Annotated in this window: 17 protein-coding genes; 10 read left to right on the forward strand and 7 right to left on the reverse strand. The window is 45.9% G+C overall.

The window, feature by feature from the left end; all coding sequences use genetic code 11:
- Positions 1-28 precede the first annotated feature (28 nt).
- The 6 genes from AC1DFM_RS19325 (at position 29) to AC1DFM_RS19350 (ending at position 3,971) form a co-directional block, all read left to right on the forward strand.
- The gene (locus tag AC1DFM_RS19325; protein ID WP_477078388.1) at positions 29-433 is read left to right on the forward strand and encodes a DoxX family protein; all 405 of its coding nucleotides are present in this window, start codon (positions 29-31) and stop codon (positions 431-433) included.
- Positions 434-641: 208 nt separating this feature from the next.
- The gene (locus AC1DFM_RS19330) at positions 642-1,040 is read left to right on the forward strand and encodes a hypothetical protein (RefSeq protein WP_477078389.1); all 399 of its coding nucleotides are present in this window, start codon (positions 642-644) and stop codon (positions 1,038-1,040) included.
- A 2-nt stretch (positions 1,041-1,042) separates the two neighbouring features.
- Positions 1,043-2,227, forward strand: a complete 1,185-nt coding sequence (locus AC1DFM_RS19335; RefSeq protein ID WP_477078390.1) for a hypothetical protein — start codon at positions 1,043-1,045, stop codon at positions 2,225-2,227.
- 125 nt (positions 2,228-2,352) lie between these two features.
- Entirely contained in the window at positions 2,353-3,192 is an 840-nt protein-coding gene (locus AC1DFM_RS19340) for a helix-turn-helix domain-containing protein (protein WP_477078391.1), read from the forward strand.
- Between the two features lie 67 nt (positions 3,193-3,259).
- A complete protein-coding gene (locus tag AC1DFM_RS19345) occupies positions 3,260-3,667 on the forward strand; it encodes a DinB family protein (protein ID WP_477078392.1) in 408 nt (135 codons plus the stop codon).
- Between the two features lie 10 nt (positions 3,668-3,677).
- Positions 3,678-3,971 carry a DUF1330 domain-containing protein gene (locus AC1DFM_RS19350; RefSeq protein ID WP_477078393.1) on the forward strand — a complete coding sequence of 98 codons (294 nt, stop codon included), beginning with the start codon at positions 3,678-3,680 and terminating at the stop codon, positions 3,969-3,971.
- 50 nt (positions 3,972-4,021) lie between these two features.
- On the opposite strand, the gene tsaA is transcribed toward AC1DFM_RS19350, so the two are convergent.
- From tsaA to AC1DFM_RS19370, 4 genes are all read right to left on the reverse strand, one after another.
- Positions 4,022-4,420, reverse strand: coding sequence for a tRNA (N6-threonylcarbamoyladenosine(37)-N6)-methyltransferase TrmO (tsaA, locus tag AC1DFM_RS19355; protein ID WP_477078394.1), 399 nt, complete (start codon positions 4,418-4,420; stop codon positions 4,022-4,024).
- 14 nt (positions 4,421-4,434) lie between these two features.
- Complete coding sequence (locus AC1DFM_RS19360; protein WP_477078395.1) at positions 4,435-5,670, reverse strand: RNA polymerase sigma factor; 1,236 nt, start codon at positions 5,668-5,670, stop codon at positions 4,435-4,437.
- Positions 5,671-5,745: 75 nt separating this feature from the next.
- Entirely contained in the window at positions 5,746-6,084 is a 339-nt protein-coding gene (locus tag AC1DFM_RS19365) for a YciI family protein (protein WP_477078396.1), read from the reverse strand.
- Positions 6,085-6,121: 37 nt separating this feature from the next.
- Positions 6,122-6,586, reverse strand: coding sequence for a carboxymuconolactone decarboxylase family protein (locus tag AC1DFM_RS19370; protein WP_477078397.1), 465 nt, complete (start codon positions 6,584-6,586; stop codon positions 6,122-6,124).
- Positions 6,587-6,816: 230 nt separating this feature from the next.
- On the opposite strand from AC1DFM_RS19370, the gene AC1DFM_RS19375 reads away from it, so the two are divergent.
- The 3 genes from AC1DFM_RS19375 to AC1DFM_RS19385 are packed head-to-tail and all read left to right on the forward strand — an operon-like array spanning position 6,817 to position 9,801.
- Complete coding sequence (locus AC1DFM_RS19375; protein ID WP_477078398.1) at positions 6,817-8,037, forward strand: acyltransferase family protein; 1,221 nt, start codon at positions 6,817-6,819, stop codon at positions 8,035-8,037.
- A gap of 19 nt (positions 8,038-8,056) precedes the next feature.
- Positions 8,057-9,088 carry a sensor histidine kinase gene (locus AC1DFM_RS19380; RefSeq protein ID WP_477078399.1) on the forward strand — a complete coding sequence of 344 codons (1,032 nt, stop codon included), beginning with the start codon at positions 8,057-8,059 and terminating at the stop codon, positions 9,086-9,088.
- A complete protein-coding gene (locus AC1DFM_RS19385; protein WP_477078400.1) occupies positions 9,088-9,801 on the forward strand; it encodes a LytR/AlgR family response regulator transcription factor in 714 nt (237 codons plus the stop codon). Before AC1DFM_RS19380 ends, AC1DFM_RS19385 begins: the two co-directional genes overlap by 1 nt.
- Positions 9,802-9,856: 55 nt before the next feature.
- On the opposite strand, the gene AC1DFM_RS19390 is transcribed toward AC1DFM_RS19385, so the two are convergent.
- The 3 genes from AC1DFM_RS19390 to AC1DFM_RS19400 form a co-directional block, all read right to left on the reverse strand.
- Positions 9,857-10,825 carry a DUF5996 family protein gene (locus AC1DFM_RS19390; protein ID WP_477078401.1) on the reverse strand — a complete coding sequence of 323 codons (969 nt, stop codon included), beginning with the start codon at positions 10,823-10,825 and terminating at the stop codon, positions 9,857-9,859.
- Between the two features lie 113 nt (positions 10,826-10,938).
- Positions 10,939-11,568, reverse strand: a complete 630-nt coding sequence (locus AC1DFM_RS19395; RefSeq protein WP_477078402.1) for a DUF417 family protein — start codon at positions 11,566-11,568, stop codon at positions 10,939-10,941.
- Positions 11,569-11,636: 68 nt separating this feature from the next.
- Entirely contained in the window at positions 11,637-12,461 is an 825-nt protein-coding gene (locus AC1DFM_RS19400) for a helix-turn-helix domain-containing protein (protein ID WP_477078403.1), read from the reverse strand.
- 839 nt (positions 12,462-13,300) lie between these two features.
- Between AC1DFM_RS19400 and AC1DFM_RS19405 the strand changes: the two genes are divergently transcribed.
- Positions 13,301-16,312 carry a SusC/RagA family TonB-linked outer membrane protein gene (locus AC1DFM_RS19405; protein ID WP_477078404.1) on the forward strand — a complete coding sequence of 1,004 codons (3,012 nt, stop codon included), beginning with the start codon at positions 13,301-13,303 and terminating at the stop codon, positions 16,310-16,312.
- Positions 16,313-16,320: the final 8 nt, after the last annotated feature.

The following is a 16,320-nucleotide window of genomic DNA, read 5'->3' on the forward strand; positions in this document are numbered from 1 at the left end:
ATCAATCACACAAAGAAAATCACACTTTATGGAAACACAAACAATTTATATGAAACCCGTAGCTCCCTCTAAAAGCGCTAATATCACCGGTTGGGTGATCACCGTTATCTGTCTGTTATTCCTTCTTGTAGATGGAGGTATGAAAGTATTTAATGCAGCAGTATCTATAAAAGGTAGTGTCGAACTCGGCTGGCCGGAATCACAGGTGCAGGGATTAGGTATTGTATTGCTGCTATGCACCCTGCTATATGCCATCCCCCGTACTGCCGTGCTGGGAGCCATTTTCCTGAGTTGCTACCTGGGTGGCGCCGTGGCACTTATGTCAGTTGCAAAATTTCCTTATTACTTCCCTATCATTTTTGGTATCCTGATATGGGTAAGCCTTTATCTGCGTATTCCAGCGCTGCGTGCGGTTTTCCCGCAAACAAAGTAGGTCTGGGCGGATATTGTCTGTGTACAGGATTAGACGGATGATATTTTATAAGAGGAGAAAAGATGAAAGTGGATAGATATCCGCTTTCATCTTTTTTTTATATTTTGCATACAGATTAACCTATACACCCGGCACATATCAACCTATGCGAAATGCCACCGGGCGTATGTCTTACCAGAATTTAAATCATGCTTCAATCAACAATCCTATGACTCACTATGTAGCCGGAAATGGCGATCAGCAGATTAAGCTGACGGTTGACATTACTACCAATGGATTTGCATGGACCAGGGTATTTATGCTACTTGCTGACGGTACCAAGTTCCCGGTGCCTGCCGGCGTATCGGATGCTACCGGCGATATCCGCCCCCTGGCACTCGGACAGGCAGCTGCACTACAGGGAAAGAGCGTCAATGTGGTCACCAAAATTGAGTTATTCTGGGAAGACCTGGCCACCCGGAAAATAGAATTTGGGAAGATAGGCGCCCGCTATGTGTTCGATAATGGCGCAGATGGCCACAAAGAGATCTCCGCCCCGGATCAGGTAATCAATGCCAGCGGCGACTTTACCACCATTTATTTATTGACTACCGTAAAACTGGACTAACCATGCAGTCATTGATTCGTTTGTTCTCCCTGTTGTTATTATTGCTGATCAGTCAGCACTTACTGGCACAGGAGGTGCCCGCCGAAAATCTGAGCGTGCCCAACTCCAGCGCATTCAAGTTGGTGGATATCTCTCCCACCTTGATAGAATCACCCGCTACGCCTAAAGCTTTTGGCTTAAGTGTATTGCAAAATTTCAATGGCGATGGCTGGCCGCAAAATTATGCAGYCCAGTTTACGCCTTACTGGTGGGCGCTTCCAAAGAACCGCGACGTTTTTCGCTTTATAGGCATTGCCCGTCAGCAAACAGGTACGGCCAAAGAAGTATGGAAAACACAACCGTTTTCCGCGTTGAAGTTTTCAACAATATCCGTGGCGTTCATCAAAAAAGATATGATTCCGGATACCATCAGCACTTCGCAGAAAGTGTTTTCGATAGGTTTCCGTAGCACCGTACTGCGTGCTTACCGGCGCGGATATGCCGCCCGCCTCCAGGCAACGGTAGATACCCTCACCCAACAGCAACAAGCCGATATCCTCAACGCGGTTAACTCAGATCCGGCATATAATCAGGCCCTGGCGCAGGGAGATACCGCCACCATTGCCCGTATCTTCAGAGAATATACCGCCCGGAAAAATGAAGCCTTATCCGCGCTAATGACCCGGGTAAAAAGTCAACTCACCGAAAAACCGCTTTTCCAATGGGAAGTAGCCGGTGCCTACGCCACCTATGGTATTGGCGATACTACCTGGAAGGCTGGCAGGGCTGGTGTTTGGAGTACGGTAGCCCTCAATACGCCACTGAATAGTCATCGTCCCGGTGCTGCCACTACCAATTATTTCAGCATCGCTGCCTATACCCGGTACATGTACGATGCCTATGCCCTGGCCAATGGCAGTATTACGCCCGCCAACAGCATAGATGTAGGTGGTCGTTTAGCCTTCGAATTCGATCCGCTGAGCCTTGGTATGGAGGCGATTTACCGGAATTATACAAACGGGGATCACCTGAAATCGCAGCGCGTAGTGGGATTTGTGAATTACCGCGTGGCAAAAGACCTGTACATCAACGGCGCATTTGGCAACGACTTTGGCCTGGACAAATCGCGTATACTGGCCATGTTCGGGGTAACATTGGGCTTTGGCAAAGAGAAGATAGACATGAGTAAGCTGCCGGCGATGCCTTAAGTAATTTAATGCTGCCAATGCATTGTTGGCCAGTCGAAAATAAACTGGGTAGCTCCTGACATAAGGTTGTCACCACACCCTGGTAAATTTGGTTTTTATTTCACTACAAAGACTACCTTTATCATATGCAGGCGGACATCCAAACCCTCCATCAATCACCTATCTGCACGGTACATAATTTCTTATGTCAGTGCCGGGAATGCAAGGTTTCTGCAAAAGAATACCAGGCTACCTTTTCTATGGCTTACATCCGCAAAGGCAACTTCCGCTTTAAGGTGTTCAGAAATGATTTAGATGCTTACAGTGGCTTGTTCCTGCTCTGCAAACCTGGGTACGAACACCAGGTAGCACATGTACACGATATCCCGGATCAATGCACCATTTTTTCTTTTGAGCCGGAAAGTGTTGCTACCCTCATGCCTTATGCACAAACGTTTTCCTGGTTTTTTGATAACCCGGACATACAATCTATTCTCGTGAAGGCTACGCCGGAAATGGAACTGTTGCATCAGCGTATCTTTGCCTTATTACAGCAACCCCGTTATAGCCAGTTAAGCGCGGAACAATTAATGACCTCCCTCTTTCTGCTGATATTGAGTGCCGGTAGTCCGCTGCAGCCGTTGCCTGTACTGAATGATAAACAGAAGCGGAATTACCTGCCGGTGATTGAAAACGTAAAGGCATTTATCAATGATCATTATGCAGATGATATCAGCCTGTCGCAATTGGCGGCCATTGGACATATGAGCCCTTTCCATTTCAACCGCCTGTTTAAGCAGGTCACAGCAGCATCGCCCTATAACTACATGTTACAGGTACGACTCAAAGAAGCGCAGCTACAGCTTTCCGATACCCGCCTTCCTGTCACCGATATTGCGTTCGCCACCGGCTTTAACAGCCTTGAACATTTTTCTGCTGCGTACAAAAAGCAATTCGGAAAATCCCCTTCTGCCGTGCGTTCCTAAAAACAGCAATTTTCCTTAAGTATATGGAAGACTGGCCCGTTAATTTTGGCTTATCAAAATGAAAAAGATGAAAGCACAATTATTAACCACCCTGAACAATGCGAGAGATTATACGCTTCGCGTAGCAGCCGCGATGCCGGCAGAAAAATTTGATTTTAAACCCGTTCCCGAAGTATGGACTTTCGGCGAATTACTACATCATATCGGCTATGGTATTGGATGGTGGGAGGAAAATTATATCCGGCAACAATCGGCCGACTGGAATCCACCTGCGGCTACCACTGGTAAAAAGGCCACCATCGCATACGTGGAGCAGGCCTTTGATGCACTGCAAAAAAGTATCGACAACAGCACCTTGTCGGAACCCGTGATAGCGGGCTTCTACGCCACTATTGATCACGTGACGCATCACCGTGGACAAGCCACGATATACTTGCGTAGCAATGGAATCACCCCACCGGAATACATCTACTAAAAAATAATTTATGCCAGTATATTACGTGAATAGCTACGACATTACCGACATGGAAGCCTATAGTCAATATGCCCCGCCGGTAATTATTTTACTTCAGCAATATGGTGCAGAGGTATTGGCGGCCGATTTGGAAGCCATCCCCGTAGAAGGAGGAATGAAAAGAATGAATGCCATTATTCGGTTTCCCTCTGAGGCGGCGGCCCTGCAATGTTACAATGACCCTGCGTATCAGCCGTTAAAAGCCATTCGATGGGGGAGTACCGACAATTGTACCATGACGTTGGTGCATGGGTTGGAGCCATAAATATCATCTACTCCGGTTGTTGCATAGTTGTAACAACCGGATCTGTTGCGTTACTTCCGGATCACCGGTTTAATGTCGATCACCGGTGTTTGATCCAGCGCTTCCAAACCAGATACCGCTATTACGCCATCAGGTGAAACCGCTAATACTTTCACTTCATGTATACCAATAGGGTTAGGCCGGTCAGGTGATCTGGTAGAGAATACACCTGTAAGCGGAGCAGCCGGATTATTCCGTGGCTGGCAGGCCAATACCGTTCTGTTGGCCTGATGCAGCCAGGTAAGTAAGAGCAGATTTGTTCCTTCCGTAATGTGTTGGATACCGGGTAAAAATTCCGGAAAAATGGTGATCATAGCTGCCGGAGCATTTTCACTCTCCTGCAACGGACATTCTTCCAACGAGGTTAGAATAGAATCTACTTTGCCGATAAATTTTATATTGGTTTCCATTTGTCTGTTATTATTTAGTGAATGGTATCCATCTTGTCCCGGATTCCCTGTTTTTCTATGGGCGTTTTTGCCAGATCATACGCCTTTTGCCAATTCATCAACGCTTTTTTAGCATCAATATCTTTATACATTTCTCCCAGTAGTAAAAAATAAAAATGGTTATTCTCCAGTTGTAATTTCTCCGCTTCTACCAGCGCCACCTTAGCGCCATTGGCTTTATAGAGCGCAAAGGTTCTGTTGAGCGCTACGCTGGGGGAATAGTTAATCATCAACAGTTCGTTATATAACTGAAGAATATGTTCCCACTTTTCAGGAGTATCTTCCTTAATACAATGCCAATATGCAATTCTGGCTTCCAGGTGATAAGAGCTTACTTCATCTCCCTGTGCCGACAGGCCCAGGAAATGTTGTCCCTGATTGATTAATGCCTGATCCCACAACGCTTCATTTTGTGCTTCGTATAATACAACGGTGTCATCGTGTTGTTGCCGCGCATCAAACCGGGAGGCGTGAAAACACATCAGCGCAATGAGTGCATTGGTTTTAGGGAGATTGGTACGGTCGTAGTCAGTGAGCATTAAACCCAGCCGCAGGGCTTCTACGCAAAGATCTTTCTGTAAGATCTGGTTCTGCGTTTGAGAGTAGTAGCCTTCGCTGAAAAGGAGGTAAATGATATGCAATACATTATCCAACCGGTTAACGATTTCGCGTTCGGGAGGTAATTCCATCCGGATATTTTCGGTACGCAGTTTTTCTTTGGCCCTGAATAATCTTTTGTTGATAGTTTCTTTGTTAGACAAAAATGCTTCTGCAATTTCATCGATGCCGAAACCGCAAAGGATACGCAACGCGAGGCCTATTTGAGCTTCGCTGGCAATAGCCGGGTTGCAAATGGCGAAAAGCATTTGCAGCTGGCTATCTTTTATTTGCTGCGCAGAAAAGCTGAAGTCATCATTTTCTACGGTGGTGGCTTCTTTGGCAGTAAGTGCCGGCATTACTTTCTTTTCATAGATTTCGTTTCTCCGGAAGTGATACAACGTTTTTTGTTTAGCCACCGTATAAAGCCATGCCGTGGGATTTGGGGGGATGCCTTTCTCTTCCCAGATTTCTGTGGCTAGCAAAAAAGTTTCGCTGACAATATCTTCCGCTATTTCAATATGCTGTAATCCGTAGCGCCGGCTGATGACCGCCACCATTTTGGAAAATTCCTGCTGGAATAAATGCTTTAGAGAAGTTTGTTGGTTTTCCATATTGATAGCAAAACCCACTCCCTCACAGGAGTGGATTTTGAAAAAACGTGATTGATGATATTCGCTTAAATGCTTTTAGCCCATGATAGGTCTGATTTCCACGCTGCCATTGGCATCCAGGGCTGGACAACCATGTGCCAGGGTAGTGGCTTCGTCCAGTGAATCAGCTTTTATGATGATAAAGCTGCCCAGGCGTTCGCGGATTTCCACGAATGGTCCGTCGGTAATAACGCCGCCTGCTTTCAGCACTCTACCATTGAAATCCAGCCGGCGACCAGGTGCCGCTAATTTTCCCTGTGCTGCAATACCGCCTGCCCAATCGCCCCATTTTTTGGCGAGTGCCTGCATTTCTTCTGGTGTAGCCTGTGAGTAATCGTAGCTAGGCTGGCGGAATATTAACATGAATTCTTTCATGACATCATTTATTTAAAAGGTGAGTGAATGTACGAATTTATTTTGCTTGCTGATTAAACATCCCTGGTTGGTAACCGCCTGCAGTTGGGAGGAAGGCGGCATTCAGGCGATTGTAACTGTTGATTGCAATCGCTGCCATGGTGAGGTCTACCAGTTCTTCTTCAGAAAAAACTTCTCTGCTGGCAGCAAATACGGCATCCGGTACATGTGCGGTAGTCACGGCTTCTACCCAGGCAAAAGCGGCACGCTCACGGGCGGTATAAACAGGGGAGTCTTTCCAGCCACTTAACATATAAAGGCGTTGCTCTGTTTCCCCGATAGCCCGCAGATCTTTAGAGTGCATATCCAGACAAAAAGCACAACCATTGATTTGAGATACCCGGAAATAAATCAGGTGTAATAACGGTTGCTCAATAATAGATTTAGAGAGATACGCACCGATGCCGTTTAATGCTTTGAATGCGCCTTGTCCTTTCTGAAAATAATTAATTCTTGGTTCCATGATACGTTTATTTATTGTTGAATGTTTGCGTTTATACAGGAATAATGACTGACTTAAATCAAATTGGACATCTTACTGGAAAAATTTTTTAAAAAACCGGTACTTTTAGGGAAGAAGGCCTGTGGTGGCGGATTTTGTTTTTTTGTCCTTTCACCACCAAAATCTGCCCAAACGTCAAATATCTTTTAACGCCCCGCCTGCCACCAATAAGTTTGCATAAAATCTGTTTTATGCAACCACAATCACCTGACAGGCAGGCTTATTTAGATTGGCTAAGGGTATTGGCCATCCTCTGTGTATTATTTTTTCATTCCGCTATGCCCTATGTGGCCGAATGGGGCTGGCATATCAAGAATAAAGAAACCAGTAATATGCTGCTGGAATTCAATGATTTTACTCACCGGTTCCGTATGCCCCTGCTTTTCTTTATTTCCGGCACTGTCAGTTATTATATGCTGCAGCGCAGATCCGGTGGCGGCTTTATCGGTCTGCGGTTCCGCCGGTTGTTTGTACCCTTGCTGCTGGGGGTGTTGATGATTGTACCACCGCAGATATATATGGAACGACTCACACAGGGCTTTTCCGGCAATTACTGGGATTTTTACAAACATATGTTTACCTCAGGTGTCTACCCCAAAGGCAATATCAGCTGGCATCACCTTTGGTTTATCTGTTACCTGCTGATATATGATATTGTGTTTGCCCCTGTATTTGCATGGTTCACCTCTGCCAGGGGAAAGGCATTGCTGCAAAAGGCCAACTGGATGGCCCGTGGCGTCAATATTTATTTGCTGATCATTCCCGGTGTGCTGGTGTACACTTTTATGGTATTGAAGTACCCGGAAACCAATATGCTGGTGGGTGATTATGCCTTTTTGCTTTATTGGTTATTTTTTGTACTCGCCGGCTTTTTCTGCATTGCCAATCCCATGTGGATGGATAGCCTGGAGCGTAACCGCCGCCTTTCACTGACCATTGCTTTTACGTTAACTATCACGATCAATTATTTACGCTGGAATAAGCTGGAGCCCTGGATGGTATTCGATGATTACAAGCATGCACCAGGTATGTTTGTATTCCTGGCTATATCAGCCATCGCTGCGTGGATGTGGGTATTCGCTATTGTTGGATATGGTAAAAAGTACCTCAACAGGAAAAGCGCGGCATTGCCCTATCTCAACGAGGCCGCGTATCCTTTTTATATCCTGCATCAAACTATTATTGTGATACTTACCTATTACATCGTGCAAACCCCTGATGACGTGGCACTGAAATATTTTTTCACCGTCATTGTTACATTGGTACTGAGTATGATGATCTTCCATCTGTTTATCCGGCCCTTCGGCGTGATGCGCTTCCTGTTTGGTATGAAACCCCGGCAGCCGCGGGAAAAGAAGGCCCGGGAAGAAACCATCCCGCTGTCATTACCTGCTGAACCCATAACCGTATAATTAATTGTAACTTTCAATCATGATGAAGCGAGCATTCTGGAAATATCTGTTCCCCGCAATGTATGGACTGCTGGTATATTATACCATCCGCCTGCTGGCAGACAGTAGCTCGGGGATGCGGTTCTGGCACCGGCCTTTGTTGCTGAATACCATTGAGGTCGTATGTAGCATTGTGATGGGCTACATTTTCATATGGCTGCTCAACCGCTTGTTCCGCTTCTTTGATGAGAAAAGAGCCGCTGGGTTTTCCTATCGCAGTGTGACGCATGAATTGGGATATGTTTGTCTCCTGAACCTGGTGGTACAAAATGCAACGCTGATGCCCATGGCGGCCTTAACAGACGACGGCCTGCAATGGTCTGATGTGGTGGATATCAACCTGATCCCCTTGCTGTATTCGTTGATTTATTATGGCGTGCGGCGGAGTAACATCTTCCTGCAGGCATATGTGCAAAACCAGCTGCAGCTGGAAAAAATAGCCAATGATCAGTTGCAAACAGAGCTGAAATTTTTAAGGGCCCAATATCATCCGCATTTTTTGTTTAATGCCCTGAACACTATTTATTTTCAGATGGATGAAGATGTAGCCGCCGCTAAAAAAACGGTGGAACGCTTTTCAGAACTGTTGCGATATCAGTTGTATGATCAGCAGCAAACGGTGAGCATCCGGCAGGAAATACAATATCTGCAAAACTTCATCGACTTACAACAAATACGATCTTCCAGAAAGCTGCAGTTGAGTGTGCATTTTGACGAGCAGCTGAAAGAGGAACAGGTATATCCTTTACTGTTTTTGCCACTCGTAGAAAATGCGTTTAAATATGTAGGCGGCAATTTTCATCTGCGCATGCAAATGACCAAACAAGCCACCAACATATGTTTTGTAGTCGAAAATGCGGTACCGGAAAATATCGGCATCACCCGCAAAGGCGGCATTGGACTGGACAACCTGAAAAGAAGATTACAACTATTGTATCCCGGCGCGCATAGCCTCACCACACAGGCCACTGGCGATACTTTTTTTGCTGAATTAAAATTAACCTTGAGCTGATGGAGCGCTTTCATATAAAATGTATCATTACAGACGATGAACCCCTTGCTGTCAAAGGGTTACATGGTTATGCCGAAAAAACAGGCTTCCTGGAAGTCGTGACAACCTGCGAAAATGCCATAGAGCTAAATGCCATACTGAAACAACAACCGGCAATAGATCTCCTGTTTCTCGACATTGAAATGCCTTACATGACGGGCATCGAATTCCTGAAAAGTTTGCATCATCCGCCCAAAGTAATTTTTACAACAGCCTATGAACAGTACGCCATACAAGGCTTTGAGCTGGATGTACTGGATTACCTGGTTAAACCCATTTCTTTTGAACGTTTTCTGAAGGCTGCCAACAAAGCATATGATTACTTCAGCGTGCAGCAGCCCGGAGATCAACCGTATATTTTTATTAAGTCAGATACCAAACTGGAGAAGCTGTTATTCAACGACATCCTGTTTGCCGAAGCCCTGGGGAATTATGTCGCTTTTTATACGACAGATAAAAAAATAGTGACCCATGCCACGCTGAAGTCGGTACAGGAAAAGTTGCCACCGCGACAATTTTTCCAACCACATAAATCTTACCTCGTCAACATGAATCATATCAGCGCCATCGAAGGAAACATCCTGCACATGGGCACCTATGAAGTACCTATCAGTAAATATCAGAAAGAAGAAGTGTTGGAGAAAATTGTCAATAATAAGCTGCTAAAGAAATAAGTAACGCTGGAAGCGCTCCCTGTTTTTATAGCATATATGCGATACCGTTAGGGTCTCATGTTGCTTCTTTAAAGCAGCCAAAGGCTGTTTCCAGGTGCGATAAGTCGCACTCTAATGCCGCGCGGTCCCAGTGGGCGGTATTGGCGGCGGCCTCATAGGTCGATTGCAGGAAGTCCAGTAGGGTGGCTTCCGGATCATCTGCAGCCTGTACATCCGCATAGCGGAGTAGAAACTCTCCCATATCCGTGCTGTAAAAGGCGGTGGAAGGCTTTACGGGTTGTTGCGCAAAAGCAGCGGGCGCAGGGTAGCAGTAGGCATAAAATGCGGCATGTGGATATTGCTCATTTCCAGGCCAGAAGCCACAGGAGCTCACCTCTTTGGAATATGCTTCCTGCATGACGGCTGCCGGCATATTGGGTGCCTGTCCGGTATGCAGAGGTGCATCCCTGCCCGAGAAACGGGTAACCGCCAGGTCGAAGGCCCCCCAGAAAAAATGTACCGGGCTACATTTGCCCGTGAAGCGGGTTTTGAAGCGCGTGAATACGTTGTGTATTTTCACCAGCGCCTGCCAGAAATCTTCCATCTGGCGGGCATCATACGACTGATGTATGGTATCTTCTTCAAAAGGAATAGCGCCGGGTATTTCGCTGGGCATACTATTGATGCGGACATCAATAGCCAGTGCATCCAGCTTTTCAAAAAGCTCCTGGTAGAAACTGGCCACTGTTCTGGGTTGTAGCGCTACTGTCTCCCGCTTACCCATACTGGTAATAATGATCAGCTGATGCTGCATGAAGTTAAAGTCTATCTGGAAAATACCGTGCTGATACGGTACACTTCCTGTACTGAGGCCATCAGGGGTGACATACAGCGTTACATGCCATGAGTGATTTAGCCACGGCATTTTCCGCAAACGGATTTTTCCCACTATCTGCGACCAGAGATGTACGGTGGCGAGGGTATCTTTCCAGTCGTTAAAGGAAAGTACCGGCCAGGAATCATTTGTTATGGCGGCGTTTTGCATACCAGGTGTTTAGAGCTGAAGGAGGCGTTGCTATAGCCGTTTAACAAAAAGAATAAGGTAAAGTTTAGCGGAGTTGGTTTTCGGGAGATGTCATGCCGTGGCGGCTACCGTTTTCAACGGTAGTTTTCCAGGAGCTTTTTAGCACTGTCAGACGCCGTAACGAGGCCACCTGCCAGCATAATGATGTCTTTTAATACCAAACGTCCTGCGCCGGACAAATAGGGGAATCCATATTGCAGGGTAGGCGAATCTCCTCCCAGGTTGGGCACATAGGCTTCCGGCGTGGTGATCAGAAACGACAACGTTACCAGCGACATGCCAAAGGTCAGGATACCACCTGCCACACCCGCTTTAGGAAACCAGATGCCAGCCAGCACCAATACGCCAATAGCCACTATCATCGCTCCCAGCCCATAAGCGAAAATGTAAGTGCCGTTTTCCTGCTGCCACGCCACGTTTTGGGCCACCATCTTTCCCTCTGGATTTTTATACAACGTATAGGCGGGTACCGTTACGCCTTTATCATTGACGGCGGTTTCCCCGCTATGATGATAGAAAAATTTCATGAAGGGGCTATTCGTAACAAATGGAACAATACCATCTGCTTCATATTGGAACGCTTTAAGACCGCCTATCCATGCCATCACCACAAAAATGCTGATGCGTATCAGGTGGATGTACTTCGTTTGTCCGGCTGCCAGTAATTCCAATAACCAGGGGGCCTTGCTGTTGTTTTCCTTCATAACTTTTTTATACAAAGGAACGCCGTTCCCGTGGCCCGGGGAATGGACGAAAGATGAAATAACCTAGACTATTTAGCCACAATAGAGATCCCCACCGTTTCCCGGAATTGCCTGGGAGATACCCCTATTTCTTTTTTGAAATACCTGCTGAAATAAAATTCATCTTCAAAATTCAGGTCGCTGGCAATTTCTTTAACTGGCTTGTTCGTTAAATGCAATAGCTTTTTTGCTTCCAGCACAATACGATCCCGGATCAGCAGGGAAGGCGTTTTGCCGGTATACAATTTAATCTTCTTGCTAAACGCATTCACGGACAATCCATACATGGCCGCATAGAAGGAAACATCTTTGGATTGCAGGTAATGGGTTTCCAACGTATTTTGAAAGTCTGTGATTGTTTTATGATCGTTGTGGTCAACCGTTTTTTGCGCCAGCTGCTGTTGCTTTTCCTTACTGGAAAGCGCCAGTACCAGTTGCAGATAAGATCTCAGAATAGCAATATCAAATGCGTCCTGCTCCTTGTTATAAGACGCCATCCGTTCAATGATATCACTCACTTCCCTAAAAATGGCGTCTGATACCGTAATATGCGGATGCTGATATATATTATTAAAGAGCAAACCATTGCAGGCCACTTCCTTTTTGTGATATTCAATGCAATAAAAATCGCCATGGAATATAACGGCGCTTACACGCACTTGCCCGGGACTTATCCATTTAAAAACCTGATAGGGCGACAGGAAAACCATTGTTTTTCCTGAGCTGGTATAAAGGTTGAAATCTATGGAGAAGTCCGCCGTTACTTCAAAAAGGAGAATATAATAATAAGGCTMTTTGAGGCCGTTTAGAAGATCGGAAGAGGATAGCGTTGCTATTTTGTATGGTTGTGTCAATGGCTCGGATTAAATAAATCGGGTTGAAATTAGGATATTTAGATGGATGTGGGAAGATTAAACAAATAAATACTTCTCATCAATCCACTTCCCTTCAAATTCATGTTGGCACAAGTAATTTTTTTTAATAGAAAACAGCTATCTGCAACAATCATCCATACACTTCATTACTGCATATTACGAAACCGATTTCGTGAGCCTGCATGGCTCAACGGCGCAATGTTCTATCCTTTTTACCAGATCAGAAAACAAAAATTTTTTTTCTTTCTTCCAAGTGAAATACTAATTTGGTCGTAGTTGGTTCCACGTAGCTTTTCTTCAAGAAAGGAATCATTTTTTGTGTTATGAGGAATTAACATCTTTTTGCAGTATTGGTCAACCAATTTCTATATCCGGCATCGTGGATAGGGAACACCCTTATCAGGAAAAAACAACCAAAAGTTGTACGTGATTTTTTGTGAGAAATAAAATTCAATAATTATTTATTGTGATGAAATCTATTGCTGTGGCGGGATGTAGCTAATCATTCCTTCACGGAAATAAATCATTAGTGTGTACATAAAAGTCCGCAGTGCGGCATCGCTTTGTCTGAAAGGCACTACAGATAAGCTTATTCAACCAGATGACATTAAGATAATAATCTGATAACACGATCTGCTATTAATTCAACAGCATCATATTTAGTTTTATGGCGTAAATACGCCTTATCGATCAAACATGAATGTATTACAAATTGCACTGAATGCTTTACGCCTGGCGAATTTTAAGCTAATGCATCTTCCATTCAAGAACAGCAGCCATTAACATTTAAAACAAACAAGCCACTTAAAGATTGCTTTATGAACAAAATCTATCAATGTAGGTTTTTACTGCGGTTTCCTGTAAAACTGCTGCCAGCCTTCCTGTGCTGGATTGCCTGCCTTTGTCTGGCCTTGCCACCGGTACAGGCGCAGAACAAATTCAGCATCCAGGGTAAGGTTACCGACGACAAAAATCAACCACTTCCCGGCGTGAGCATCTCTGAAGCCGGCACCCGTAGCGGTGTAATAACAGATGTAGAAGGTAAGTATCGTTTAGACGTTGCCGGTAGTAACAGCTCATTGCACATCGCATTTGTGGGCTACGAAAGCAAAGATGTTTCCGTAAACGGCGCTCATACACTTAATATATCACTGGTACAGCAGCTGAAACAGCTGAACGATGTAGTCATCACCGGATATGGTAAAACCAGCAAAAAGAACGTTATCGGCGCTATCAGTTCCGTCAACTCCGGTGAGTTCACACAAGGCGTCATCGCCTCTCCATCGATGTTACTGCAGGGTAAGGTAGCGGGTTTGACCATCACCAAAAGTGGTAACCCAAACCAAAACCCAACAGTAATATTAAGAGGTCCTTCTACCTTACGTAGCGGCGCCCAGGAACCATTCTATGTGATCGACGGTGTACCCGGCGCTCCAATAGACATGGTAGCTCCGGATGATATCGCCACAATCGACGTACTCAAAGATGGTGCCTCTACCGCCATCTACGGCGCCAGAGCAGCTAACGGCGTTATCATGGTCACCACCCGCCGCCCCAAGATGGATCAGCTGCGTATCGCTTACAATGCTTATATCGGACTGGAAAAAGTATCGAAACGCCTAGAAGTACTTACCGGCGACGAGTTGCGTAAATACCTCGCAGACAATGGTCAGGTATTGGCCACTGCCAACAACGACGTGTATCCGGGCACCACTACTCCCGTAAACACCGACTGGCAGAAAGAAGTACAACAGGATGCCGTTTCTCATAATCATAACCTGTCTGTGATGGGAGGTGCTAAAAGCACTACCTATGGCTTCAGCGTGAACTATCTGGACAATCCCGGTATCATCAAAACTTCTTCGCTGAAGCGACTCGGTGTACGGGCTAACATCGATCAACGTGCGTTTGATGATCGCCTGCGCCTCGGTATCAACATCTTCAATACAGCAACTACCCAGAACAATGTACCTGATGCGGTATTCGGCAACATGCTCAACTACCTGCCAACCGTGCTGGTAAAGCGTCCTGATGGTACCTATACAGAAGACTACGCCGGTAACATCCGCGGAAGTAATAACCCGGTGTCGCTGATCGACAACAACATCGATCAGACCAAAATCAACAAGTTCCTCGCCAACGGACTGGCAGAAGTAAAGATTCTGCCCGGCCTTACCTATACACTCAGCCTCTCCACACAGCGGGAGCAGGTAACCAGGAACGTGTATTACAACAGCCTTTCTGTACTGGCAAAAGGATTGAATGGTAAAGCCAATCGCATTACCTGGACCAACGCCCGTAATATCATCGAATCTTATTTTAACTACGATAAAACAGTAGGTAAGCATAACTTCAAAGTGCTGGCAGGGTACTCCTGGCAGGAAGAACGCAACGGCGACGGATTCGGCGTTACTACGCAAGGCTTCGGCAGCGATGCCCTTTCCTGGAATAACCTGGCATTGAGCAACCCGCCTCCAGGCACTGTGGTATTTGATAACTCCGGTTCTACCACACTCACCACACTGCGCCTGATCTCTTACTACGGCAGGATCAACTACCAGTACGCAGATAAATATTATTTCCAGGCCTCCCTGCGTAATGATGGTTCTTCTGCATTTGGTAAAAATAACCGCTGGGGTTATTTCCCTGCCGTATCAGCAGGTTGGCGTATCAGCCAGGAGCCTTTCATGAAATCAAACAATATCTTCGACGACCTGAAACTGCGTGTGAGCTACGGAAGCTCCGGTAACTCACTCGGCTTCGATCCGCTGGCCGCACAGCTGCAATACAGCACCACCGGCCGTTACTACGATAATGGTAACCTGATCAACGCCATCGCACCTGTACAGAATGCCAACCCCGATCTGAAATGGGAACGTACCGGTATGTTCAACGCCGGTGTCGACTTCGCCATCTTCAACGGCCGCCTGAGCGGTGCCGTCGACTACTACGATAAACAAACCTCCGACCTGATCTGGAACTACCCGGTAACAACTACCCAATACATCACCACTACTTTGCTGGCCAACGTAGGAAAGGTAAGTAACAAAGGGGTGGAAGTGGTACTGAATGCAGAACCAGTGCACACAAAGAATTTCTCCTGGAAAACATCCGTCAACGTTGCGCATAATACCAATAGCATCAGCTCCCTGTCTAACGGCCGCTTTACGCTGAAAGATATCCCTACAGCTATTCTGGGAGGTAAAGGTCAATCCGGTAACTGGAGCCAGAAAGTACTGGAAGGTCAGCCTATCGGTACTTTCACCCTGTTCCATTACCTGGGTAAAGATAAAGACGGTGTTTCCACTTACCAGAAAGCAGATGGTACCGTTACTACCTCTCCGGCCATCGGTGACCTGATGCGCGCAGGGAATGCACAGCCTTCTATTACTTATGGATGGAGCAATACCTTCACCTGGAAAGGATTTGATCTGAACGTATTTATCCGTGGCGTATCCGGCAACAAAATCCTGAATGCTACCAAGGCAGCATTGAATACGCCTACAGATGCGAAAGTGACTAACATCCTGAAGTTTACAGCAGGAGAGTCGTACAACGACAAAAACTCTTTCATGATCTCCGACAGATTCCTGGAAAACGGTTCCTACCTGCGTATGGATAACCTCACCCTGGGATATACTTTCAAGATCAAAAGCAATTACATCAGCAAATTACGTGTATACGGCAACGTGAATAACGTATTTACGATTACCAAATACACCGGCATAGACCCCGAAATGGACCTCGGTGGCCTTACACCAGGTATTGACGCCAGGAACTATTATCCTAAAACACGGTCTTTCATTTTTGGTCTGAATGCTATTTTCTAATCTCTTTG

The sequence above is a fragment of the Chitinophaga sp. 05T412 genome (genome assembly GCF_056396465.1).

Coding starts and splice junctions, on each gene's coding strand:
- AC1DFM_RS19325 (WP_477078388.1), top strand. CDS start 29: ATGGAAACACAAACAATTTATATGAAACCCGTAGCTCCCTCTAAAAGC.
- AC1DFM_RS19330 (WP_477078389.1), top strand. CDS start 642: ATGACTCACTATGTAGCCGGAAATGGCGATCAGCAGATTAAGCTGACG.
- AC1DFM_RS19340 (WP_477078391.1), top strand. CDS start 2,353: ATGCAGGCGGACATCCAAACCCTCCATCAATCACCTATCTGCACGGTA.
- AC1DFM_RS19345 (WP_477078392.1), top strand. CDS start 3,260: ATGAAAGCACAATTATTAACCACCCTGAACAATGCGAGAGATTATACG.
- AC1DFM_RS19350 (WP_477078393.1), top strand. CDS start 3,678: ATGCCAGTATATTACGTGAATAGCTACGACATTACCGACATGGAAGCC.
- tsaA (WP_477078394.1), bottom strand. CDS start 4,420: ATGGAAACCAATATAAAATTTATCGGCAAAGTAGATTCTATTCTAACC.
- AC1DFM_RS19360 (WP_477078395.1), bottom strand. CDS start 5,670: ATGGAAAACCAACAAACTTCTCTAAAGCATTTATTCCAGCAGGAATTT.
- AC1DFM_RS19365 (WP_477078396.1), bottom strand. CDS start 6,084: ATGAAAGAATTCATGTTAATATTCCGCCAGCCTAGCTACGATTACTCA.
- AC1DFM_RS19370 (WP_477078397.1), bottom strand. CDS start 6,586: ATGGAACCAAGAATTAATTATTTTCAGAAAGGACAAGGCGCATTCAAA.
- AC1DFM_RS19375 (WP_477078398.1), top strand. CDS start 6,817: ATGCAACCACAATCACCTGACAGGCAGGCTTATTTAGATTGGCTAAGG.
- AC1DFM_RS19380 (WP_477078399.1), top strand. CDS start 8,057: ATGATGAAGCGAGCATTCTGGAAATATCTGTTCCCCGCAATGTATGGA.
- AC1DFM_RS19385 (WP_477078400.1), top strand. CDS start 9,088: ATGGAGCGCTTTCATATAAAATGTATCATTACAGACGATGAACCCCTT.
- AC1DFM_RS19390 (WP_477078401.1), bottom strand. CDS start 10,825: ATGCAAAACGCCGCCATAACAAATGATTCCTGGCCGGTACTTTCCTTT.
- AC1DFM_RS19395 (WP_477078402.1), bottom strand. CDS start 11,568: ATGAAGGAAAACAACAGCAAGGCCCCCTGGTTATTGGAATTACTGGCA.
- AC1DFM_RS19405 (WP_477078404.1), top strand. CDS start 13,301: ATGAACAAAATCTATCAATGTAGGTTTTTACTGCGGTTTCCTGTAAAA.